The sequence below is a fragment of the Paenibacillus bovis genome (assembly GCF_001421015.2).
GTDB classification, from domain to species: domain Bacteria; phylum Bacillota; class Bacilli; order Paenibacillales; family Paenibacillaceae; genus Saccharibacillus; species Saccharibacillus bovis.
In genome coordinates, this window is record NZ_CP013023.1 from 2,084,131 (window position 1) to 2,108,480 (window position 24,350).

The 24,350-nt window shown below is 48.1% G+C and carries 22 protein-coding genes; 12 read left to right on the top strand and 10 right to left on the bottom strand.

What is annotated here, in order from left to right; genetic code table 11:
• Nucleotides 1-81: 81 nt before the first annotated feature.
• A complete protein-coding gene (locus AR543_RS08890) occupies nt 82-504 on the bottom strand; it encodes a threonine/serine exporter family protein (protein ID WP_060536707.1) in 423 nt (140 codons plus the stop codon).
• A 43-nt stretch (nt 505-547) separates the two neighbouring features.
• On the bottom strand, nt 548-1,270 hold the full coding sequence (locus AR543_RS08895; protein ID WP_174703763.1) for a threonine/serine exporter family protein: 723 nt from the start codon (nt 1,268-1,270) through the stop codon (nt 548-550).
• Nucleotides 1,271-1,785: 515 nt separating this feature from the next.
• On the opposite strand from AR543_RS08895, the gene AR543_RS08900 reads away from it, so the two are divergent.
• Entirely contained in the window at nt 1,786-2,502 is a 717-nt protein-coding gene (locus AR543_RS08900) for a DUF4241 domain-containing protein (RefSeq protein ID WP_060533640.1), read from the top strand.
• Between the two features lie 215 nt (nt 2,503-2,717).
• The gene (locus tag AR543_RS08905) at nt 2,718-3,155 is read left to right on the top strand and encodes an HD domain-containing protein (RefSeq protein ID WP_060533642.1); all 438 of its coding nucleotides are present in this window, start codon (nt 2,718-2,720) and stop codon (nt 3,153-3,155) included.
• A 162-nt stretch (nt 3,156-3,317) separates the two neighbouring features.
• Here AR543_RS08905 and AR543_RS08910 read toward each other — a convergent pair whose 3' ends face one another.
• The gene (locus AR543_RS08910) at nt 3,318-4,304 is read right to left on the bottom strand and encodes a Gfo/Idh/MocA family protein (protein ID WP_060533644.1); all 987 of its coding nucleotides are present in this window, start codon (nt 4,302-4,304) and stop codon (nt 3,318-3,320) included.
• A 318-nt stretch (nt 4,305-4,622) separates the two neighbouring features.
• Between AR543_RS08910 and AR543_RS08915 the strand changes: the two genes are divergently transcribed.
• The 3 genes from AR543_RS08915 to AR543_RS08925 all read left to right on the top strand — a co-directional run bounded on the left by AR543_RS08915 (nt 4,623) and on the right by AR543_RS08925 (nt 9,291).
• Nucleotides 4,623-7,391, top strand: a complete 2,769-nt coding sequence (locus tag AR543_RS08915) for a PAS domain-containing hybrid sensor histidine kinase/response regulator (RefSeq protein ID WP_060533646.1) — start codon at nt 4,623-4,625, stop codon at nt 7,389-7,391.
• Nucleotides 7,392-7,508: 117 nt separating this feature from the next.
• On the top strand, nt 7,509-8,153 hold the full coding sequence (locus AR543_RS08920) for a cyclodeaminase/cyclohydrolase family protein (protein WP_060533648.1): 645 nt from the start codon (nt 7,509-7,511) through the stop codon (nt 8,151-8,153).
• A gap of 118 nt (nt 8,154-8,271) precedes the next feature.
• Nucleotides 8,272-9,291: a G5 and 3D domain-containing protein gene (locus tag AR543_RS08925; protein ID WP_060533650.1), complete on the top strand. Its 1,020-nt coding sequence runs from the start codon at nt 8,272-8,274 to the stop codon at nt 9,289-9,291.
• A 350-nt stretch (nt 9,292-9,641) separates the two neighbouring features.
• Here the strand turns inward: AR543_RS08925 and speD are convergent, their stop codons facing one another.
• Nucleotides 9,642-10,460, bottom strand: a complete 819-nt coding sequence (gene speD / locus AR543_RS08930) for an adenosylmethionine decarboxylase (protein WP_060533652.1) — start codon at nt 10,458-10,460, stop codon at nt 9,642-9,644.
• Between the two features lie 313 nt (nt 10,461-10,773).
• Between speD and AR543_RS24255 the strand changes: the two genes are divergently transcribed.
• Entirely contained in the window at nt 10,774-10,938 is a 165-nt protein-coding gene (locus AR543_RS24255) for a hypothetical protein (protein WP_158523947.1), read from the top strand.
• 50 nt (nt 10,939-10,988) lie between these two features.
• Here AR543_RS24255 and AR543_RS08935 read toward each other — a convergent pair whose 3' ends face one another.
• The 5 genes from AR543_RS08935 to AR543_RS08955 all read right to left on the bottom strand — a co-directional run bounded on the left by AR543_RS08935 (nt 10,989) and on the right by AR543_RS08955 (nt 15,794).
• Nucleotides 10,989-11,267: a SunI/YnzG family protein gene (locus tag AR543_RS08935; protein WP_060533654.1), complete on the bottom strand. Its 279-nt coding sequence runs from the start codon at nt 11,265-11,267 to the stop codon at nt 10,989-10,991.
• Between the two features lie 145 nt (nt 11,268-11,412).
• Nucleotides 11,413-12,756, bottom strand: a complete 1,344-nt coding sequence (locus AR543_RS08940) for a sensor histidine kinase (RefSeq protein ID WP_060533656.1) — start codon at nt 12,754-12,756, stop codon at nt 11,413-11,415.
• Nucleotides 12,753-13,514: a response regulator transcription factor gene (locus AR543_RS08945; protein ID WP_060533658.1), complete on the bottom strand. Its 762-nt coding sequence runs from the start codon at nt 13,512-13,514 to the stop codon at nt 12,753-12,755. Before AR543_RS08945 ends, AR543_RS08940 begins: the two co-directional genes overlap by 4 nt.
• Nucleotides 13,515-13,787: 273 nt before the next feature.
• A complete protein-coding gene (locus AR543_RS08950; RefSeq protein ID WP_060533660.1) occupies nt 13,788-14,273 on the bottom strand; it encodes a hypothetical protein in 486 nt (161 codons plus the stop codon).
• 195 nt (nt 14,274-14,468) lie between these two features.
• Nucleotides 14,469-15,794, bottom strand: a complete 1,326-nt coding sequence (locus tag AR543_RS08955; protein WP_082472175.1) for an APC family permease — start codon at nt 15,792-15,794, stop codon at nt 14,469-14,471.
• A 123-nt stretch (nt 15,795-15,917) separates the two neighbouring features.
• On the opposite strand from AR543_RS08955, the gene AR543_RS08960 reads away from it, so the two are divergent.
• Nucleotides 15,918-16,832 carry a LysR family transcriptional regulator gene (locus tag AR543_RS08960; protein ID WP_060533663.1) on the top strand — a complete coding sequence of 305 codons (915 nt, stop codon included), beginning with the start codon at nt 15,918-15,920 and terminating at the stop codon, nt 16,830-16,832.
• Nucleotides 16,833-17,057: 225 nt separating this feature from the next.
• On the opposite strand, the gene AR543_RS08965 is transcribed toward AR543_RS08960, so the two are convergent.
• Nucleotides 17,058-17,801, bottom strand: a complete 744-nt coding sequence (locus tag AR543_RS08965) for an SDR family oxidoreductase (RefSeq protein WP_060533665.1) — start codon at nt 17,799-17,801, stop codon at nt 17,058-17,060.
• Nucleotides 17,802-18,075: 274 nt separating this feature from the next.
• Between AR543_RS08965 and AR543_RS08970 the strand changes: the two genes are divergently transcribed.
• The 5 genes from AR543_RS08970 to AR543_RS08990 all read left to right on the top strand — a co-directional run bounded on the left by AR543_RS08970 (nt 18,076) and on the right by AR543_RS08990 (nt 23,939).
• The gene (locus AR543_RS08970) at nt 18,076-19,527 is read left to right on the top strand and encodes a family 43 glycosylhydrolase (RefSeq protein ID WP_060533667.1); all 1,452 of its coding nucleotides are present in this window, start codon (nt 18,076-18,078) and stop codon (nt 19,525-19,527) included.
• Between the two features lie 597 nt (nt 19,528-20,124).
• A complete protein-coding gene (locus AR543_RS08975) occupies nt 20,125-20,520 on the top strand; it encodes a DoxX family protein (RefSeq protein WP_060533670.1) in 396 nt (131 codons plus the stop codon).
• A 44-nt stretch (nt 20,521-20,564) separates the two neighbouring features.
• Nucleotides 20,565-21,191, top strand: a complete 627-nt coding sequence (locus tag AR543_RS08980; RefSeq protein ID WP_060533672.1) for a nitroreductase family protein — start codon at nt 20,565-20,567, stop codon at nt 21,189-21,191.
• A gap of 292 nt (nt 21,192-21,483) precedes the next feature.
• Entirely contained in the window at nt 21,484-22,494 is a 1,011-nt protein-coding gene (gene mmuM / locus AR543_RS08985; RefSeq protein ID WP_060533674.1) for a homocysteine S-methyltransferase, read from the top strand.
• A gap of 35 nt (nt 22,495-22,529) precedes the next feature.
• Nucleotides 22,530-23,939 carry an amino acid permease gene (locus tag AR543_RS08990; protein ID WP_060533676.1) on the top strand — a complete coding sequence of 470 codons (1,410 nt, stop codon included), beginning with the start codon at nt 22,530-22,532 and terminating at the stop codon, nt 23,937-23,939.
• The last annotated feature ends 411 nt before the right edge of the window (nt 23,940-24,350 follow it).

Below are 24,350 nucleotides of genomic sequence, written 5' to 3' on the forward strand. Positions count from 1 at the left end.
TATTTAGAAGGAAAATATATAATCTCGCTATAGCCTGTCCAATAACATATCCGCTTCAGGCCAAATACGCCGTGCAGCCCCTTAACGGGCAGCACGGCGTATCATTTGATTGAACACTTCGGACAATACAAGCCCCAGTGCGATCGAACCGGATATCATCGCTGCCTGTGCAGCCAGCTCGGTCGCAGCCGTATAATGATTTTCCACAAAAGATCGCATGGCATTATAAGCCATACCACCGGGCACAAGCGGGATAACTCCGGCTACGCTGAAAATAATAACCGGTGTCTTGTAAATGCGCGCAAACATCTGGCTGATGCCGCCTACAATAAAAGTAGCGATAAGCGTCGCGCCAACCGGATCGATATGTTGGTACAGCATGACATAGACGATCCATCCCAGCATGCCGGCTACGCCGCACTGCAGCAGCGAACGGCGCGGCGCATTGAAGATAATGCCGAATCCGGCAGTAGCGATAAAGCTGGTAATTAACTGAGCCAGCATAATAGGCATAACTTCCTTTCCTGAATCTATCGGTTCATCCGGATCAGACAAATGTTAGAATGATAGCAACTCCTGCTCCGATGGCAAAAGCCGTAAGCAGTGCATCAGCACCCTTGGAGATGCCGGAGACAAGATGACCTGCCATCAGATCGCGTATAGCATTGGTAATCAGCAGCCCGGGTACGAGCGGCATAACGGAGCCGATAATAATTTTATCAAGTTCATTTCCCCAGCCATAGCCAATAAACAGGGAAGCCAGCAGTCCGATAATAAATGCTGCACACAGCTCCGCGAAAAACTTCACCTGCACCCATTTATGCAAATAAAGCATCGTGGTATACCCGGCGAGACCTGCAACGAGGGAAGGAATAAAATCTCCCCAGCTGCCCTGAAACATAATCGTAAAACAGCCGCTGGAAATCGCTGCAGCTATCATTTTCATCCAGGAGGAATATTCTGCAGGACCGGCTTCGATCACTTTGAGCAGTGGATAAGCTTCTGTCGGCGTCAGCTGTCCGCTGCTGATTTGACGTGAAATAGCGTTTACCTGGGCAATTTTGTGCAGATCGGTTGTCCGCTCGGCAATCCGTGCGAGCCGCGCGCTTTCTGCGCCGGTAATCGAGAACATGATCGCGGTAGGTGTCACATAGCTGTGCGCACCCGGCAGCCCGTACGAAGTCGCTATACGGGTCATTGTATCTTCCACGCGGTAAGTCTCCGCGCCACTTTGCAGCATAATCTGACCGGCCAGCATACAGGTATCCATAATTTCATTGATCGCCCTGCTGAGGGTTGTCGGTTCTTCCAAACTCGTTCTCCATCCTCTCTCGTGATGACTCATCTATCACATTATGCGCGATACCGGAAAATCATTCAATAACTGTTCTATCCACATCATGCAAAATATTATTTCTTTGTTCATTTGTCGGAAAATGAAGAATTATCGCATAAAGTAAAAGCAAAACATTATCCATTGTCGATTTCCAAAAAGTTATATTATATTTTTGCGAATATGTCATAAAAAATTGTTCCTTCTGCGGTGGAGAAGGGTATAATGATACTTAATCTACTATAAAGCGATTGGCGTCATCCTAAATCATCCATAAATGTCCGACGTTATTATACGCGATAGTTGGAGCGGCATACTGCCTGATGTGGTAGCACGGAGACTGTGAGTATCTGTATCCGGTCGATGAATTGCTGTTCTGCTGTGCAGATCTGCCTTGGTTACATGACATGTTGGCGTGGCATACTATCATACTGCTGAGGGAGGAAAGAAAGATGGACAAGGTCATGCATGAGAGTAAGGTACTGGAGGAAGTGTTCGGGGAAGGTGTTCACCTGGAACAGGTCAAATTCTGGAGAGGCCAGAGACGTAATCTTGCTTTTTATACCAAGTCTATCGGGGAGCTGCGCGTGACCACAGGCAAAATTGTGGCCGATGATCCATACAGCCTGATTGAATCAACCCCATTTGTGCAAGTGTTCCCCAAAGGATCTTTCCCTGTCGAGTTGTCGATTGCCCGCATTACCGATCCGGCCGTATACAAGGAAGGCCGGGAAGATATGGTGGATGAACGTATTGCGTTTGTGCGTGTGAAGTTCAGCGACGCTCCCGTCGCCCGCTGGGCAGGAGCAGAGCGCGAATTCAGTCCGGAAGCGGACCCAAATAATCTGTATGAGCAGGCTCGCTGGGGATATGCCGTAGATTCCGGAACCGGCAGTCTGCTGGATGCCCAAGCGTATCAGTGGCTATCCGCACAGCAGGAAATGGATAATCCCGAAGTGGCCCAGGAACTGATGGATGCGTGGGAATCGGCAGCGATTGAATCGTTCCGTCCTTCGCGCAGCTGGCTGGTGACCGAACTGGAGACAGGAGATAATATCGCCCTTTTTTCCAGCGGCTTCGGCAATGGGGTCTATCACAGCTATATCGGATATGGCGAGGATGGCAGCCCTGTACAGCTGGTAACCGATTTTAACGTATATCCGGATTAATGGATGTGTCTGATCGGTAATCATTATCGCTCTGACAAGAGGCTGTATCCCGGGAATAGATCAAGGGTGTACAGTGTATAGGTCAGCTATAGTATTAGAACGGATAAACTGTATAGATCCACATTAGCCGGATGAGCTGATTCATCCGGCTAATGCTGTGTAATAACTAACATGCAGCGTTTTTCGATTATTTCATTCAAAGGATGTGAGTACTGATGAGCAATCTGGAAAGAGCCATTATTCTGGCAACCCGCGCACATGCTGGGCAGATCGACCGTTCCGGTCAACCGTATATTCTGCACCCGCTGCGCGTTATGCTCAAGATGAGTTCGGAGGAAGCGCGTATCGTCGCTGTCCTGCATGATGTACTGGAGGATACAGATGTGACTGCCCACGATCTTGCAGCCGAAGGATTCTCCGAGGAAATTGTAGAAGCTGTGCAGGCGATGAGTCGTCAGGAAGATGAAGACTATGAGGATTTCGTTCTGCGCGCCAAGCAGAATTCGCTGGCCCGTACAGTCAAAATGGCAGATATCGAGGATAATATGGACCCTTCGCGCAATGTGGAGCCTTCCGAGAAGGATATGGAACGTCTCAGCAAATACGGCAAAGCGCTGGATGAGCTGATGACCGAGACTGAAAACGCACGTTAAAGGAACGAACGATCGCTGACCTGTATCATATGGCTGCGCTCAGTTGTTGTATGTGTACAGGGTTCTTGCATAAATAAAGAAACCAAAAAAGGAAGGCTACCCACTGAGGTGTAGTCTTCCTTTTGCATTCCGTAAAAAGAATGAGTGATGCTAAGTGGTTATTCATTTGCGGTCAGCCGGATAAATCAGTCCCAGCTGTTTGCGGGCTTCTTCCATAATCTCGGCTGTAATCAGGGAATGTTCCCATGAGTTGATGCTGGATTCCTGACGTCCTTCGGCTATCAGATCCAGGAATTCGCGAATCTCGTAATACATGGGTGGTTCGTACTGGGTAACATGCAGTTCTTCCGTATAACCGCCGCGATACGTCATAACGATCTGGTTGGGTTCGCTGATCTTGTCGATCCGGATACTGCCCAGTTCACCTTGAATCTCGGAAGGAAGAGAAGAATCGGTAATTTTGGAATACATTACGACTGCATCCATATCGTCATAGGAGACGACGATACTGCCTTCGCCATCCACGCCGGATTCCAGCATAACACCGGTGGCCTTGACCGTATTGGGACGACCGAACAAAGCGACCAGCGGATAGATGCAATAGACACCAAGATCCATCAATGCACCATTGGAAAATTCGGGTTTGAAAGCATTCTGGATATTGCCTTCCTTATAGGCATCGTAACGGGAAGAATACTGACAGTAGTTGGAGAAATAGCGACGAACCTGTCCCAGCTTGGGCAGACTACTGCGCAGCGCCTCAAAATTGGGCATCATCGTCGATTTCATCGCTTCCATCAGGACTACATTATTCCGTTTTGCCGCATCGATGATGGCCTGTGTTTCTGCAACATTGGAAGCCAGCGGCTTCTCGCAGAGTACATGCTTGCCGTGATCCATACAGAGCACAGCCTGCTCTGCATGCAGCGAGTTGGGGCTGGCGATATAGACGGCGTCTACCTGTCCGCTGCCGAGCATTTCCTCCAGATCAGTGAACAGATGAGCAATTTCATGCTTGCGACCGAACTGCTGGGCGCGTTCCGGTGTGCGCGAATACAGTGCTGTCAGTTCAAAATCGTCATTGCGTTTGGCGGCTTCAATGAATCGTTCCGTAATAAAGTTAGTGCCAATAATACCAAAGCGGACCATACCATCGTCCTTTCTGTACATGTAATCAATATATACTGCTGTTCAAACTGTGTTATCCATTATCGCGTACCGTCTAATTATACCCGACTTGCAGTGAACCTGACAAAGTGTTCTTGAAGATTACATTGGTTTGGTATATTCAGCAGTTCCGACTGTATGCCAAAGGAATGCGTCCTATTTAAATTTGTGGTGTAAATAAGGAATAAGGGTGGTTTTTTACCAATATTCCAATTATTATTGGATGTAATCTGCATGTTAACTACTAAATTTATTTTTGAGAACAATAGATGGAGTCACACTACAGGGAGAGAGGCATTTTTGAAACAGAATCATACCGAATTATTACTGCAGCTGATTTCAGAAAGTACTTTGCAGGATTCTTTATTTACCAATTCACCGGATGGCATACTGATTCTGGACCATACCGGTGTACTGGTCTGTGCGAATCCTGCTATTCGGCATATGACCGGTTATCACTTTGAAGAACTGTATATTTTTACCGAGAGTCATCTGCAGACCTGTCGCACTATACAGCCGCTGCAAAATGCAATCAGTCAGGCGCTGTCAGGAACGGCATCGACACTGGAAATGGAAACCGTGCACAAGAACCGTTCCAAAATCTGGCTGCAAATGACATTCACCCCTATTCAGCATACCGGAGAGGTGATAGGCATCTACGTCATCTGCCGGGATATCACCTCACAGAAAATCATGGAACAGCAGATTCGGCAGAGTGAAAAGGATTTCCGGCTGATCTCCGAGTATTCCCTTGATTTTATTTCCAGACATATGGCAGACAAAGAAGCGTCTTATCTGTATGCCTCGCCTGCCTGCAAAACCATATTAGGCTATGAACCGGAAGATATGCTTGGTAAAAGTGCCTATGACTTTTTCCATCCGGATGATATTCAAGTGGTTACCCGTTATCTGGAACAGATGCTGAACCGGGAGAGCGCTTATACCGTCTCTTATCGCATGCGTGCCAAAGCAGGACATTACCTCTGGATCGAAAGCACAGGCCGGTACAGCTATAACGAACAGACCGGTGAAATCGAGGAAATTATTGCCGTATCCCGTGATATTACCGATCGCAAAAAAGCCGAACGTCAGCTCAAGGAGAGCGAGCAGCGCTACAAATCCCTGTTCGAGTATAACCCGGCGAGTGTGTATTCTTTTGATTGGGAAGGCAATTATACATCGAGCAACAGCAATCTGGCGCTGCTACTCGGCTACCCGCTGGAGCAGATTATGAAGATGTCTTTTCATGATATTATTGTACCGGACAAAATAGAAGATACGAATCGGCATTTTGAAGCGGCGCGCAGCGGAATCCCGCAAAATTACGAGACAACCGTCGTACACAGCAGCGGCAAAATGATCGATATCAGCGTTATCAATGTGCCTATTATTGTCGATTCCGAGATTGTGGGCGTCTACGGGATTGCCAGCGATGTTACCGAACGCAAAGAGTATATTCGCAAGCTGGAAAAGCTGGATTACGAACATGATCTGATCCTCAGTTCGGTCTCGGAAGGAATATTCGGGCTCAATAAAGACGGCAAGGTTATGTTTACCAATCCGGCTACCCTGTCCATGCTGGGCTTTTCCCAGAGCGAGTTCAAAGGACATTACAGTCATCACATCATTAATCCATCCGCACCGGGAGGAGTACCCTACTCTATAGAAGAGTGTCCAATCTGTGCTACGATTCGCGATGGTATTCCGCGTTCCGTCAAAGAGGGAATCTTCTGGAAAAAGAACGGCTCCAGCTGTCTGGTGGAATATAATATCAATCCCATTATTGTAAATGAGCAGACTCAGGGTGCCGTTATTGTATTCCGCGATATTACCAATGAACGTGAAGTACTGCGGCAAAAGGAGCTGGCCGAACAAGCTGCTTCAGCCAAATCCGACTTTTTGGCGATGATGAGCCACGAAATTCGTACACCGATGAACGGGGTGCTCGGAATGACTAATCTGCTGCTGGATACGGATCTGAACGAGACTCAGCGGGATTATGCCGGAATTATACGCAATAGCGGAACCTCACTGATGCGAATCCTGAATGATGTTCTGGATTTCAGCAAAATCGAAGCAGGAAAATTCTCGCTTGAGCCCGAAGAATTTGATCTGGAGGTGCTGGTGGAACATGTTGCCGAACTGTTCACTCCTGCCGCCATGGAGAAAAAGCTGGATCTATCCTGGTATGTATCCCCGGGACTGCCCCGTAAAATCGTAGCCGATCCGGATCGGTTGCGTCAGATTCTGAGCAATCTGGTCGGTAATGCGATCAAGTTTACGGATAAAGGAACTATCGGAATCATTGTGGACAAGCTGTATGAAGACAGTGACAAAAAGCAGCTGATGCTGGAATTTCTGGTAGAGGATACCGGCGTAGGGATAGCGGAAGACAAGAAAAATCTGTTGTTCCAATCTTTTTCCCAGCTGCATCCGGCACTGAACCGCAAATACGGAGGAACCGGGCTGGGGCTGTCTATCTGCAAAAAGCTGATCGAGCTGATGGGCGGGACGATTCATGTCGAGAGCCGTGAGAATATTGGCTCCATTTTTCGTTTTATCCTGCCCTGCAGCTGGCTGGGTACCGAGCAGATTGCAGAGGAAGAGACCGAGCAGATTGCGGCTATGGATCTGGAATGGATCAACCATGATGAGCTGGATGTATCGGATCTGTCTATTTTGATTGCCGAGGATCATCCGGTGAATCAGCAGCTGCTCGAAGATATTATTCGCAAGTTTGGCTGCCAGGTGGATACGGTCAGTAATGGAGTGGAAGCTTATGCTGCTATCGTAAGGCATCATTATGACCTGGTGTTTATGGATATACAGATGCCTATGATGGACGGCATCGCAGTCTCCAATCTGATTCAGCAGCTGCTGCCTCCGGAAGCACGGCCAACGATTGTGGCTGTGACTGCCAACGTGGGCAGTGATATTCAGGCAGAATGCCTGCGCAGCGGTATGCTGGATGTTATTGGCAAGCCAATTCATCCGACCGAGATTCGCAGAGTACTGGTAGAACAACAAAATAGACAGCAGACAGCACAAAATAATCATTTGCATCCATAGGATATGGGTATACAGGGATATAACTGCCGCCGGTTTTAGATAGGAAGATGTTTTATTCGAGCAAAACGGGTAAGTAACATACAGAAAGACCAGGCTTTGATTATGGGAGGGATCGGAATGAACACAGTATCATGGGATGAGCCTCTACGCAGGATTATGGAACAGCTTGCCAGATCGGAGCCTACACCCGGAGGCGGTAGTGTATCCTCGATTGTCGCAGCGCTTGGAGCAGCAATGACTTCGATGACAGCCAACTTCTCGCAAGGAGAAGGCTATGAACAGATTGAACAGCATGTCGCTCAGGCGCTGCAGGATATGGAATATATATCCTCTGCCTGTGAATGGTTGATGGCCAAGGATATTGAAGCTTTTGGCCAATATATCGAAGCTTTGCGGATGCCGCATCGTACGCCTGAACAGCAGGAGCAGCGTCAGGAAACAGTATACGATATGAAAATCCAGGCGATCGACACGCCCTTGCAGCTGATGGAATGCTGTCTGTATGGATTGTACAGTGCAGCTCCGCTGATCGAGGTATGCAACCATACCGTATTGTCCGATATCGGAATAGGTATTATCCTGTTCGAAGCAGCGGCGCGATCGTCGATGCTGACTGTGCAGATCAATCTGGTTACCTTGCAAAATGCAGACCAGCGTGCCGCTTATGAACAGCAATGTGCGGAGCTGATGGACAAGGTGAATGAACGGCGGACGGTACTCCTGGAACAAGTGCAATCCCGGATTCTAGCGCGCGTTGTCTAACCGGTTGGCAAATGATCCATTTACGGCTATACTATAGAAAATAAATGATTCGGAACTGGAAGCACCAGACTCCCCGCGATGGGGGTCTGGTGCTTTTTTGTTGTGAAAGGAGTATAGGATGAATTACCGCTATCCGTTGTTGAAGACTGTACTTGTATATACCGGTGCTGTATTTCTGATAGGCATGATTGGTCTGTATCTTTATTCCATTATGGGACAGCAAGAGGAGCAGCCTGTGGCAATGCCTGTAGTGTCCGTGCTTGCCGATGGACAGCATTACACTATTCGTACTCATGGAGGAACAGTGAGCGATCTGCTTCGCCAGCAGCATATCCGTCTGGCAGATGATGATCTGCTGCAGCCGCCGGCAGATACAGCATTGTCTAACCGGATGACGATCCGTATTACCCGGGTTACCCGTCAGGAAAGTGTGGTTCTGCAAGCTGTTCCCTACGAGACAGTATATTATCAGGACCCTCAATTGGCTCAGGGGCAGCAGCAGATTATTCAGGCCGGCCGGGAGGGTACTGTCCGCATCACCCGTCTGGCTGATCGTAACGATGGGATAACCGTGTCTGACCGCAGGATGGACCAACAGATGGTACAGCCGTATATTGCACAGGTTGTCGCTGTAGGGACCCGCTCGCCTGCACAGAATACGCTGAGCGCTCCAGTGCTGACAGCTGCGAAAATAGATCAAGAGGAACAGAAAGCCGTCCGCCGAGATCAGTCCGAATCATCCGTACCGACAGCCCATCTGTCAACGATGTCAGCCCATTCGGCTGGGATGGTGAACCCCGTAACATCTTACCGCTATGAGCTGGCGGCCGAACTTACTGCTTATACAGCGGGGATTGAAAGTACAGGCAAGCAGCCTGGAGACGCCGGGTATGGCGTGACAGCTTCCGGAGCTATCGTAACAGAAGGACAGACCGTGTCGGTCGATCCAACAGTCATTCCCATGGGCTGGTGGATGTATATTGAAGGTGTAGGCTATCGCAAAGCAGAAGATACGGGCAGCGCTATCAAAGGAAACAAAATAGACGTTTATATGAACAGTCTGGATGATGCCCGTTCCTTTGGACGGAAGTCAGGCATCAAAGTGTATGTGATCGGACCTGATAAACCGGATATGTAAGGGGATTTGACGCTATTTTTACAATAATCAGATAAGAATAAATTCTGAAATTTATCATACACGACAGACGTCCGGATAGGTAGCAATTCAACAATCGAATTTCGCGCTATAAAACAGCATAGCAAAACGGACACCACTTAAAGCCGGTGCCCGCTAAATAAAATATATTCGAATCGTTTAGAAAAGGTCGTATGTATCCCAGAATGCATAATAGAGTTCATATTATGCATAAGAGGTCTCTATGCTCCTCGTGGACACAGAGACCTCTTGCTGGAAAAGGGAATAAAAGAATTATGCTTCACAATAATCCTCGTGATCCTGCACGTCAGTCCATAATGACCGACTTATTCTTATTCGTCCTTATCGTCGATATTTTTGGCGTAATAGATCTCATCCATTTCGCGGGTTAATCGCTTGGTGATCTGTGCCTGCTCTTCTTCGGACAGGGACTCTTTGGTATAACCAAACAGATAATTATCCAGATCGAATTCTTTCAGTTTACATTTGGTATGGAAAATATTCTCCTGGTATACATTCACATCGATCATATGGTACATATCCTGAACTTCATCCGGGATAAAGTTCTGAATCGAGCTGATATCATGATCGATAAACAATTTGTGTCCTTCAATATCGCGCGTAAAACCGCGAACCCGGTAATCCATCGTCATAATATCCGTATCAAACGAATGAATCATAAAGTTCAATGCCTTGAGCGGAGAAATCTCGCCGCAGGTGGATACATCAATATCGGCACGGAACGTGCTAATACCTTCATCGGGATGATATTCGGGATACGTATGCACGGTAATATGGCTCTTGTCCAGATGCATCAGTACATGCTCTGGCAATGGGCCTGGAGATTCTTCGAATGAAGCGTTCGGTGCTGTTTCTACCGGTCCTTCGGAGATCAGCATCGTTACGCTGGCACCTTGTGGTACATAGTCCTGTTTGGCTACATTCAGTACATGAGCTCCGATAATATCCGATACATTGGTCAGAATTTTGCTCAGGCGATCGGCATTATACTGCTCGTCAATATATTCCAGATAGGCTTCCCGTTCCTCTTTGGTACGGGTATAGCAGATATCATACATATTGAAGCTGAGTGATTTGGTCAGGTTGTTAAAGTTGTGAAGTTGGATACGTTCTTGCTTGGTTAACCCCATATTTGGTTACCCCCTGTTGTCAATGAGTGTGGGTGTATGGATATCGTTGATGTCATAGATGAGAAGTATGGATTGGATGTACAGCCATCAACTTAGCCAGTCAGCATAACTGCCTGTGCGCCCCGGTTGAAACACTGTTAATTTACCCAATCTACTCATTCAAAAACAGAAGTTGGTTCTGCCGCATCTTCCCCGTTATAGATCGGAAGCTTCGAGGGAGTCTGTTGATCACATACGCACCCATGATAACAGATGACGTACAGGATATCCATAGCAGCCCAATGATCTTCTATGTATCCAGCTATACGGCAGCATGGAAAGCGATCGTTATGATCAGGTATCGTATAGTCAGCATGGCTTGTTCGTAACGGCAAAAGGAGATACGGAATGGCCTATCCAGTCGCAGGCAGACAGACGGCTGAACCAGCTGAGAGCTGGTCCTCACCGTCTATCTGCCGGACTGAAAAGGTTATGGTAAAAGCATATTGGAAATAACAATCAATACAATAATCAGGCTGCATCTACGATTTAGACAGGTGTTCTCAGACTGCCGATGCCGGATTGGGATTTGTTCATGGCGGAAATATACTTGTCGTTTACGACCAGATACGTATCCGGCGATGTCTGAATAATGATTCGCTCCCGGGTACCATACGGACATTTGATCAGAGCCGGATGGTCTTCGGGAACAGGCATATCGGGATGAATAGCGACATGGACGGCCTCACCGAGAGGGATCTCAATCTTGGACTGCTGCCAGTCAATGACCAGCTGTTCTTCATCACGGGCAACTCGGATACCAGACATCGTAATTCCTCCTTTTCCATGTGATCATGCGACAGAGTAAATAGCTAAAGGCTGTTTAATCAATGAATGGCACAAAGTGTCCGGCAATGATCATACAGCCTCTATACCAATAGATTACCCAATCAGACCATGGTGTCAAGCACCTTTATACAGAGGAAGCAGGGTCGATGCGATAGTGGATAAGTGTAAAGCGAGCGCCTCCCAACGGTGAGGTACCGCATACCAGTTCGGCATGCAGCCGGGAAGCAATCTGGCTGCTGATCGCCAGTCCCAGACCGGTCACCCCATTGGTACCGGCATAATATCGTTGGAAAATATGCTCCTGTTCTTCGGCTGCAATACCCGGGCCGTCATCGTCGACATGAATCATCCAGTCCATCGGTTGCTGATCAGGCTGTTCCAGAGAAAGCATTACCTGCCCGTTGGTATGACGAACCGCATTTTGCAGCAGATTCAGCAGCACCTGAAATAGCTGCTCTGCCGCAATATCGACTGTCAACGATTCTCCCTGTACCTGTAGTTGAATCTGCTGCTGCTGGGCACCCGGCTGCAGCAGATAGACCGCTTCTTCGAGCATACTGCGCAGATCAACCTGGGTAACCGGCCATTCTTCGTCCACACTCTCCAGTCGGGACAGCTGCAGTAATTTGCCTACCATATCGATCAGGCGCTGGGACTGGGTAGAAATAATATGGAGACCCTGTTCGGCCGGAAGTACCTGATCCTGTATAGCATATACGTATCCCTGGATAGACATCAGCGGAGTCTTCAGTTCATGGGACACATTTTGCAAAAATTCCAGCTGATGCCGATGATGCAGCTGCAATCGATCGGCCATCAGCTGAAAGGTGCTGATCAGTTCCCCTATTTCGGTATGATCCGCCTGTAAAAAAGGTTCCTTGGACATGCGGTGTGGCTCATACGTACTCACCGCTTCCTTTAACCGATTCAGCGGCTGAACCATACGCCATACCGCAAACAACCCAATCAGCAAAATAACGATAAAGCTGGCGGCAATCGACAGCAGTGTCGTACGCAGCAGCGGAATATACAGCGCTCGCAGAGAAGACAGCGGTGAATATAAAATCACCCGAAAAGGCTGATGAATCAGCCGGGCTTCACTGTACAGTACTTTGGTATTGTGCAGCTGCAGAATGCCTTCCCGATTGGCCGGAAAGCCATTCATCCGTGTACCTACTTCGTCGGCATTGCTGGAAGCCACTACTTTATTCTGCATATCTAGTACAAAATAATCTGCATAAAACAGTGTGTCTTTGATAAAAAAGCGAAAGCTGTCACTGTCCAGACTATCCATATCATCGGTATTCAGAATATGAACCGCCTTGATCGTCTGTTCATTAAGCTGGTGCTTGACCTGATTGAGCAGCAGATCATCGATTAGACGGATAAATAGTATGACCGTAATCGCGACAGTCACGAGCATGCCTGCGCACAGTGCCAGCAGCATTTTGCTGCGGATGGTTTTCATGATTCATGTACAGCAGCTTTGTAGCCGAATCCCCATACCGTATCAATAGTCAGTGTGGAATGGTACTGTACCAGCTTTTTGCGGATTCGTTTGACCAGATCATCCACTACACGTACTTCACCGAAAAAGTCATAATTCCATACTTGCTGAATCAGCTGTTCCCGGCTGAATGGACGCTGCAGATGAGTAGCCAGGAACAGCAGTAGCTCAAATTCCCGCGCAGTCAGAGACAGTTCATGTCCCTGTACCATAACCTGCCGGAATTCCTCGGAAATCTGCAGGTTGCCTGCGTGGGTAAAAGCAGATCCCGGCTGTGTGGATCGATCAGGGGACACACTGCCGGAGCCCGCATGTTCTGTAGAAGAGAGGACTGCTGCTTCGGCAGCCAGCTTGCTGCTCTGAATCAGCCGCAGCATACTTTTGACCCGTGCAACCAGCTCCCGCGGATTGAACGGCTTGCTCAGAAAATCATTGCAGCCCAGTTCAAGTCCATTTAGCCGGTCGACTTCTTCTCCCCGTGCAGAGATCATAATGATGGGAATCTCGCTAAAAGTACGCAGTTCGGTCAGCAGGGTGAGTCCATCGATGCCCGGCATCATGATGTCCAGAATCAGACAATCGGGCTGCAGGGCACGTACATGCTCCAGCAGATCCCGGCCATGTGCGAACGAGGATACTTCATATTGTTCTTTTATCAAATAGCTGCTAATTAGCTGAAGGATGTAAGGATCATCATCCACTACAAATATACGGGTCATGCCAAGCCCACCTTTACAGGGAAATAAATAGATGATGCAGAGCCAATACTATGTAAATGTTAATGTAACAGATGAACAGAATACATTTCAAAGTTGGCAAACTTTTCCGGGTGACCAGCGGAAGATGATGCCAAAAAGACGGAAACTCTTCAGGAGAGAATTCCGTCTTTTTGCAGCGGTTATTAGATAACATATAGACATCAATCGAGAATCAAACATGAATCATGGAGAGTAAGTGTGTGAGCATGACGCGATCATAGTGTGATCGTATTTTTATTTATGTGTTGCAGGTTGAGTCGTTGTTTTGTGTGCTGCTGCGGAACCGGTTGTTTTGGATACAGGTGCTTTGTGGGTTACCGGTGCTGCTTTTTGTGTTTTGTGAGTCAGGTGTGCAGCTTGTTTGGCTTTGTGGGCAGCTTTTTTGTGCACTCTTACTTTGTGTGTAGCCGATTTGCCTGCTTTGGTTTTATGCGTTTTGGCAGTATGGGGCGCTTTTTTCGCTGTGGAATGAGCGGCTTTTTTGGCAGTTGGTGCTTTTTTGGTTACCGGTGCTTTGTGACTGGCAGTACCGGAAGTTTTGGAAGTAACAGGCGCTTTGGTAATCAGCGGCTTGGCAGCAGCTGTAGATTTGGCGGATTCAACTTTTTTGGCTGGTGTGGCTGGAGTAGCGACAGGGGTAGCGGCGAATACGCTGCTTGCTCCTCCCAGTACAGTTACGGCTGTTAACAATGCTGCTGCGTTTTTGGACCATTTTTTCATTACAGTCACCTCGTTGGTAGGATATAAGCAATCTGTCATGCGGAGTGAAGGAGGATGAAGCGCTTGGATGAGGATACAATACTGTATCCGGGCTCGTCCGCTGCTCACTCCGAATGACTGGCTGCTGATTTAAGTTCATCTTACCAGTGGATTATGTGAGAACCGTGGGAGAGATGTGTGAAAAGTATATGAAAATCAGTGAGATGGCGGAATGGTATGGGAACGGGTTCGCATCACACACAGAAAAACCACCGCAATCAGCACCGGATACCAAATCGCCCAGCCGGAAAAAGGAAAAATCACAGCTGTTGAAACAAACGAGATCCAGCTAATAATCACGCCTATGCGATATCCGCGCAGCAGCCGTATCCCTGCTGCACAGCCTGCCAGATAGGTAAGAATAAATGCCGCATTGGGCAGCTGAATCAGTAGAGAAAGAGACAGAATATGACTGCTGTACAATAGCAGTATAGTAACAAAGCATCCGGTCAGAAAAAGCAGGCCGCCTACAGGAGTCTGGTAGCGTCGTGACAATCTGCTCATCCAGCGCGGAGCATATCCCTGTCGCGACAGGGCATAGGCAACCCGGGAAGCAGCCCCGACGTAGGCGATAATAGTAGCTGTACAGATAAATAAGCCGGTTAACCCTGCGAGTACTGCGCCCCATGAGCCCATTGTGCTGCTGATCATCCAGACCAGCGATGTATCCGAGCCTCCATGTAAATAACTCTGCGTACCGACAGCAGCCAGAGCTGTCAGAAAGTACAGCACGCCTACCACCACAGCTGCTATCGTAATTCCGCGGACAGCCGCCTGCTGCGGATCACGGAATTCTTCCGACATATGGGAGACAGCTTCCCAGCCGATAAAGCACCAGAACAACATCGCTGCCGCTTGACCGACAGGCAGCCAGCCATGAGGCAGGAACGGGGTGAAATGTACGGGCTGTATATGCGGCATAGCTACTGCAATAGCAAAAACAAGTACAGCTACAATAGAAAGGACAACCGCGATCTGCAGACGTCCTGCCAGCTGCATACCGATCCAGTTGGTAATCAGTCCGATCGCGAGAATCAGCGCAGCCAGCCCAATCCGTACCGTATCGCTCCATCCCATTGCTGCTGTCATATAGCCAGCTCCAGTGAGTGCAGCGATCGGCGCACCGATCGGTACCGACATGAGGAAAAACCAGCCTGCCAGCGCCCCGGCTCGTGGACCGAAAGCCAGTGTGACAAAATGTGATACACCGCCTGCGTTGGGGAACCGTGCAGAAAGCAGTCCCATGGACAAAGCCATAGGCAAAATTAGCAGCGTCATAAATCCCCAGGCGAGCAGTGAAGCAGGACCGGCCATCTCGGCAGCGAGACCTGGAGCAATTAGTATTCCGGAGCCGAGTACGGCGCCAATATACAGTGCTACTGCCTGAGACAGTCCAATAGTAGGGCGGAGGCTATGCGCCTGCAGAGCTGTATTTTCAGTAGAAGATGGATTATGCGGTGTATGGTTAGGTAACGATGACATATTAACTCCTGCTTTCCTTGTTATTTTCTACAGAGTAGCAGATAATGGTTCCATCGGAAAAACGGAAGTTATGAATGATATTCATCGGTATTACCGATAGATGATAAGGAGTGGAACGAAAATATGGAGTCCAGACACTTATTTACTTTTTTGACAGTAGTGGAGACCGGGAGCTTCACACGGGCTGCTCACAAGCTTGATTATGCTCAATCCAGTATCACCGCACAGATTCAGGCATTGGAGCAGGAGCTAAACACACCACTATTCGACCGCATTAACAAAAAGATCCTGTTGACTGATGCCGGACGGAGGCTGCTGCCTTATGCCCAGGAGATTGCCCGGATGCACGATATGGCGCGGGAGATTGTTCGCTCCTCGAACGAACCGGGAGGAACATTGAATATTGGTGCACCAGAGTCGCTGGCTGCTTGCCGCCTGCCAGGGATCATTCGCGAATTTCGCGACCGTTATCCGAATGTACGCATGATTCTCAGACCGGGCAGCTGTCTGGAACTCAAGGAAATGGTGCGTCGGGGCGAACTGGATATTGTATTTACCCTGCTGCCGGAAGAGCAGGAACGGGATCTGTATATGGAGACACTGGTGGAGGAACGGATGACGCTGGTGGCGCCGCTAGAGCATCCACTTGTTCGGCAGCAGACTGTGCAGCCGGAAGATCTGCGAGAAGAGACGATTTTGCATACGGAGACCGGGTGTCTGTATCGTGCGCTCTTCGAACAGCACCTGAACCGGCACGGTATATTTACAGATCCCAGTCTGGAGTTCTGGAGTATTGAAGCGATCAAGCAGTGTGTAATAGCAGGGCTGGGATTGAGCTTTTTGCCGCTGATGACTGTCCGCAGTGAACTGGAAGAAGGCAAGCTGGCTGCACTTGCCTGGAACGACGAGAATCAGCGTGTCTGCACACAGATGGTCTATCATCTCAAAAAGTGGCAGTCGCCGTCTTTTATGGCTTTTGTGGAATTGGCACGTGCTCATGCTATCGGGTGGCGCGAAGAATTTACTGCTATCAGATAAGAATTGCAGATGAGTAAGAAGCCCAGACGAATAAGAAGTATAGGCAGATAAAAAAGCAGCAACGAATAAATTGCCAAGATAATCGCAAAAATAGACAGACAAGAAGCAGAAAAACGGTAACAAGCATATATTCTAAAAAGAAAAAACATATCTACTGAAAAGAAACAACATTTAAAAAGCTGCTATCTCGTAGATAGCAGCTTGTAGTCGATACAGGTTGGTAGATTAACGGGCAAATCCGCCTTCCGAATGTATAATCTGTCCGGTAATCCACTGCGCTTCTTCACTGGCCAGAAAAGCAATAATCCGTGCTGCATCGTCCGGTGTGCCGATACGCCCCATCGGAAATTGCGGCAGCAGAAAGCTTCGGATATCGTCTGTCATCCATGTCGAGTCAGTGGGACCCGGGTTCACAGCATTGACAGTGATATGCAGCGGCGCAAGTTCCCTTGACAAAGATCGGGTAAAAGCGGAAATAGCGCCCTTTGTAGCTGCATAAGCCAGTTCTCCGGGCATCGGAGCCAGATCCTGACCGGACGTCATATTGATAATTCTGCCCCAAGCCAGATCGGACTGCTCCAGACCGCGGGCAAACTCTGTACAGAGCAGGAATGTGGAGCGCATATTAACGGCATAATGATTATCCAGTGTCTGTGCGTTCAGAGTCATGTAATTATCATTGGTTGAATAAGCCGCATTATTGATCAGAACAGTAGGAGTTCCCAGTGTGCGCCGTATCTCTTCATAGACCTGGCCTGCTGCATCAGCAGCGGATAGATCGATGCAATAGGAGCTGCAACGTACGCCTATTTCGGCGATTTCCTGTTCCAGTGTCTGCGCCCAATCTGCCGCTGCCTGCCAATAAGTAAAAAAGATATCCAGTCCTTGCGCGGCCAGCTTACGGCATATAGCTGTACCCATATCCCTTGGACTGCTTGCTCCTGTTATCAGGGCAATCGGTCTGTTCATCGCATTCTCCTCCTTTATCTAAAAACACGATCCTACAGCAGTTATGTATAAATGATACTTCCATATGTATCCTGCCTTTCATATTAAAGGGTTCGGGTTGGGAAAACAAACCTTCTGTTAGATAATTTGATCTTGTATCATACGCTTGCATTCATCTTCCATTATATTGATGGATATTTCCTTATTCTGTTATTGTAAGCGTTTACAAATATTCTTAGAATAAGCATGTAATCTGTTATTGCTGTCTATTTTATACACACAGGAGGATGAATGTATGGCGAAACTTACCCGATTCTCGTATAAACTGCTGCTCAGTGGTCTGGGTCTACTACTAATATGGACCGGTTGGGGAGCAGGGAGTCCGCAAGCCGATGCTGCCAGTGCTACCATTACCAACGGAACAGACTGGAAAGATACCTCGGGCAATCCTATTCAGGCCAACAGCGGCAATATTCTCAAAGTCGGTTCTACATATTACTGGTACGGAGAGCATGCAGTCAGTGGCAAGTTCGACAAAGTGAATGTATATACGTCGACCGATCTCAAAAACTGGACATTCGGCCACAGCATTTTGACCAAAGGCTCTGCCGCTGAGCTGGCATCCAGCAAAATTGAGCGTCCCAAGGTCATTTACAACAAAGCAACCGGCAAATATGTAATGTGGGCGCATTATGAGAATGGAAGCGACTATTCGCTTGCACGTGTTGCCGTGGCGACCAGCGATACGCCCGATGGAGATTTCACCTATATGGGCAGCTTCCGTCCGCTCGATTATGAATCCCGGGATATGACCGTATTCGTAGATACGGACAATCAGGCTTATCTGATTACAGCTTCGCGTCAGAACAATGGCGGTGCCAACAATTCGATGGCAATCTTCAAGCTGAACAGCGAATATACTGCGGTAAGTTCCTTTGTAGGGTGGGTATTTGAAGGTGCCTACCGCGAAGCACCTGCTGTAGTGAAAAAAGGCAGCACCTACTATCTGTTCACTTCCCAGGCATCCGGCTGGTACCCGAATCAGGGCAGTTATGCCACTGCTTCGTCGATGACAGGCAGCTGGTCTGCACTATCACCATTCGGTGATCCGTCTGCTTATGCTACGCAAATTCACTCAATTGCGACGATCTCGGGTAGTTCCGGCACTAGCTACATTTATATGGGGGATCGCTGGAATCCGCTGAATCTAAGCGATCACAAATTTATCTGGCTGCCCCTGACGCTCAATGACAGTGCACGTACCGCTTCACTGAACTGGTACAGTAGCTGGAATATAGATGCAGCCTCCGGTCAGGTGACCCTGCCGGCAATGACCAATCATGCACTGGGCAAACCGGCTACTGCTATTTCGGCTGCGGGATCATCCCCGGCTTCCAATGCCAATGATGGCAATGCCCAATCTTCCTGGGCAGCCAGCTCGGCGTCATGGCCTGCCTGGTGGCAAGTAGATCTGGGCGCATCCAAAAAAATCAGCGAGGTCAATATCTCCTGGTTTATGTACAAGGGATCGGAAGCCTATTATAAATACAAAATCGAATACAGTAACGATGGCGTCAACTATACAACGATCGATCGTACCAGCAATACGACCTATGGATTTACATCGGACGCTGTATCCTTTACAGCGCGTTATGTACGTATCAATATGGTAAATGCCGTACTGCATAATAATCCGAACAACTGGTATACTCCAACTCTGCACGAAGTAAGACTGATGGGGAATTAGTGGGTAATGACAGATAGCAGATAACGAATAAACAGGAAGAAAAACAGCCAGAAGAGTTACACCGATCCAGCATACAATCTGTATGCTGGATCGGCTCGACTTCTTCGGCTGTTTTGTATTTCAAAAATGATTGGAGCAACCTGTAGAAAACAGGTGATAAAGCAGTCAACAAGACCAGCAATAAAACAAGCAGCAAATCAACAACAAAAATAAATCAAAAAAAAAGCTTGCTAACCGATAAAAGAAGAGGTATATTATAAATAACTTAAAGTTAAGATTTATTAAATTAAGGTTATAAAGGAGTCAGCCAGTATGACGGTTCAACACTTTCTGTAGAATAATCTTTTGCAGCTAATCGTGCACATTATGGTGGATTAATCAGGTACGTTACAAGTAAGCAGGTACGTTGTAATTAATCAGAATATTCTAATTAAAAGTAAAACAGAAACAAATTTTTTTGCTTAAATATCTTAATTTAAAGATATTACCAGGATAATGGGAAAACAGTATCACAGAACAGCTTTAGTTAATTCAAACAATGCACAAAACGAATCATTTGAAGTTAAATCATTATTTAAAAAACAGGAGGAAAAGAAAATGTTGAGTATGGGATTATTGTTAATACGTGTAGTGATCGGGGTTATCTTTGCCGCGCATGGGGCGCAGAAATTATTTGGTTGGTTTGGCGGATTCGGACCGAAAGGAACCGGGGGGTGGATGGAATCGCTTGGAATCAAACCTGGTGTAGCAGCAGCTGTAGCAGCCGGATTGGTCGAACTGCTCGGTGGACTTGCTTTTGCGGCCGGATTGTTTACACCGATCATGGCGGTACTGCTTTCGTTGACTATGGTGATGGCTATCGTCAAAGTACACGCACCAAACGGTTTCTGGAATACGGCGGGCGGATATGAATTCAACCTGATTCTGATCGTAGTATTGATCGGCATCGCCCTGACCGGTGCAGGTAGCTATTCCCTGGACGCTCTGCTGTGATTGTACCCAAATGATCCAAGGTAAAAAGAGAGGAACGATCGACGATGAGTGAACTGGTATCTATTATCAAGGAACGAAGATCCGCGAATAAATTCCTGCCGGAGATTGAGCTGTTGAATCACGAGCTGGACGAGATTTTTGAATGGGTCAAATATGCTCCATCTGCCTTCAATCTGCAGCATGCGCATTATGTAGTAGTACAAGATCCGGAGCGCAAGCAGCAGATGTATCAGGCTTCCGGCAAGCAGTACAAAGTTCAGACGGCGTCAGCTGTTATAATTGTGCTCGGTCATATGGATGCGCATCATCATGCGCCGCAGATCAACGAAGGTCTGCTGCATCTCGGTATTCTCAATCAGCGGGAATATGAGGAGCAAGTTCAATCGGTGCAGCAATTTTACGAGGAGCGCGGTGAAGCTTTTAAAAGGGATGAAGCGATTCGTAATGCCAGCCTGTCAGCGATGACATTCATGCTGGCAGCCAAAGATAAAGGGTGGGATACCTGTCCAATGATCGGTTTTGACCCTGCTGCCGTGCAGCATATGCTGGATATCCCGGAACGCTATATCCCGGCGATGATGATTACGATTGGCAAGGAAGATACAGGAAGTCAGCGTATCAGAGGCTACCGTAAGCCTGTCGGTGAGTTTGTCAGCTATAATCATTTCTGAGAAGTTATTAACTCAGGGTATGTGGTTACGAAGAAATAAAACTATAAAAGCTATATAGAAAAATATTAATCGATTTTGCCTATCCATACAGGATATATAAAAGACAGCCAGCGATGATGCGGGCTGTCTTTTATATGACATGGTTTACAAATAAGCCGGAATCATCTAAAATACGTTCTCAATAAGCAGATAGCTGACAGCAATTTCTGCTGAATGTAGCACAGTAAACAGTTCGTTCTATGCAGAAGGGCTTTTTGGCAGCAAAGACTTTATTACATGAAAGGGGTAAAGTATGAATTTAATTCAATCTATATTGGAACAATACGGAGTCATGATTCTGGACGGCGCCATGGCTACCGAGCTGGAGCGCAGTGGAGCAGACCTCAATGACAGTCTATGGTCGGCGCGGCTGCTAACGGAGGACCCGGAAGCGATACGGCAGGTACATTACCGGTATTTTGAAGCAGGGGCGGACTGTGCGATTACGGCCAGCTACCAGGCGACTATACCCGGCTTTGTACAGCGTGGCTGGACTGAGCAGGAAGCGAAGGAGCTGATCCGCCGATCCGTACAGATAGCGGTCGAGGCGCGAGATGCCTTTTGGACAGACTACACGGCCTCGGAATCGAATTATTCTGCCGGACAGGTCGTCCTGAATCAACCGGATAACGTGCCTGTTCAGACGTTCCCGCGTCCGCGTCCACTTGTAGTAGCATCTGTCGGTCCATACGGAGCTTATCTGGCGGATGGTTCGGAATATCGCGGCGATTATCAGCTGAATGAACAGCAGCTGGTCGAGTTCCATGCACCACGTATTCGTGAGCTGATCGAAGCCGGCGCGGATCTCCTCGCCTGCGAGACGATTCCCTGTCTGATCGAAGCCAAAGCAATCGTAACTGTATTGCAGCAGTTCCCGGGCGTTCAGGCCTGGTTCAGTTTCAGTGCCAGAGACAGCGAGCATATTAGCAGCGGAGAGCGTGCGGCCGACTGTGCAGCCTGGCTAGATCCATATGAGCAGGTTGCAGCAGTGGGCATCAACTGTACCGCATTGGAGTATATTCCTGCCCTGATCAGCGCAATGCATGCACAAACGACCAAGCCGATTCTAGTCTATCCGAACTCTGGTGAACAATACGATCCAGTGACCAAAACCTGGCATGGAGCTGCATGCACACAGAATTATGGACAGCAGGCACACGATTGGTATGAGCGCGGAGCCCGGCTGATCGGTGGGTGCTGTCGTACGACGCCTGCAGACATTGCCAGTGTCCGTCAAGCACTGGGGAACAAGATGATCAAGTAAATCGAAAAGATAGATGAGTGAAAGGTAGGAATATCATGTCAGCACAACAGGAGCCGCTGCACCCGGAACCCGAATCCGGACAATTTCAGCGCAAAATGAAAAGCCGTCATCTGGTGATGCTTTCTCTGGGAGGAGTAATCGGTACCGGCCTCTTTCTCAGTTCGGGATATACGATCAATCAGGCGGGACCGCTCGGTACGATTCTTGCCTATCTGGTAGGAGCGGTAATCGTTTACCTGGTCATGCTTTGTCTGGGTGAACTGTCTGTACATATGCCGGTAACGGGCGCTTTTCATGCTTATGCTGCCAAGTTTATCGGACCGGGTACTGGCTATATGATCGCCTGGATGTACTGGCTGACCTGGGCTGTAGCATTGGGCTCGGAATTCACAGCAGCTGGTCTGCTGATGCAGCGCTGGTTCCCGGATACATCGGTCTGGATGTGGAGCGCGATCTTCGCCATACTGGTCTTTTTGTTAAATGCGTTCTCGGTGCGTTCTTTTGCCGAAGCGGAGTTCTGGTTTTCCGGTATCAAGGTAGCGGTAATTTTGCTGTTTATTGTGCTGGGAGGGGCGGCTGTATTTGGTCTTTTGCCGATGAATGATACAGCATCTGCGCCGCTGCTCAGTAATTTTACCAGCGACGGCGGATGGTTCCCGAATGGGATATTTCCGATCTTTATGGCTATGCTCTCAGTAAATTTCGCTTTTTCCGGTACGGAGTTAATCGGAATTGCGGCCGGGGAGAGCGTGGAGCCGGAGAAGACGATTCCGCGCGCGATCAAGGCAACTGTCGGTCGTCTGATTATCTTTTTTGTCGGTACGATCTTCGTATTGTCCGCGCTGATTCCGTGGCGGCAGGCGGGTGTGATCGAGAGTCCGTTTGTCGTTGTATTCGACCGGATTGGTATTCCGTATGCGGCGGATCTGATGAATTTTGTTATTATTACTGCCCTGCTGTCAGCAGCCAATTCCGGGCTCTATGCCTGTTCCCGGATGCTCTGGTCGCTCTCGTCCGAGCGTCTGCTGCCACCGCTGTTTGCCAGATTGACTCGTGCCGGGATTCCGCTGAATGCGATGATTGTCAGCATGATTGGCGGTGGATTGGCACTGCTGTCGAGCGTGCTGGCGCCGGATACGGTCTATATTTTCCTCGTCTCGGTATCGGGATTTGCTGTTGTGGTCGTCTGGATGGGCATTGCAGCATCGCAGTTCATGTTCCGCAGACAGTATATTCGCGAGGGTAATCATGTCAGCGATCTCAAATACCGGACCCCGCTGTATCCGCTGGTGCCGATCGCTGCTTTTGTACTGTGTCTGGCTTCCTGCATAGGTATCGCTTTTGACCCGAATCAGAGTCTGGCGTTTTACTGCGGGATCGCTTTTATGGTGCTCTGCTATGTAGTGTATTATATCCAGCGGAAAATCGGCCGCCCGATAAAATAAAGTTAGTGTTAATGTATCGCGCATAACGAATGGATTGGACGACACCGGCAAATAAAGCTATGGAATCTTTAATGATATGGCTATATCACTTCCGAACAAGATTGAAATGAAATCATATTCCTGGAATATGGTCTTAAAGGAAAACGGTCCGGGAATTTTTGCGGATATCATGGGAAACCGATCCTAAATCAGTTATAATGAAATACAGGAAGCAGACCAGGCAGGCTACGTATCCTTACGGGTCTGCTTTTTGCCGTCTGCCGTAAATAGCATACATTCACAGGCATACTCTGATAAAATAAAGACAGAGTATAGTCTGGTATAATCCAGTCTTTTGTTAACTGCCTACAGGCAGATCATACGATAAGCCAATATTACGAGATGTAAAGATACATTTTATCAGATAGGAGT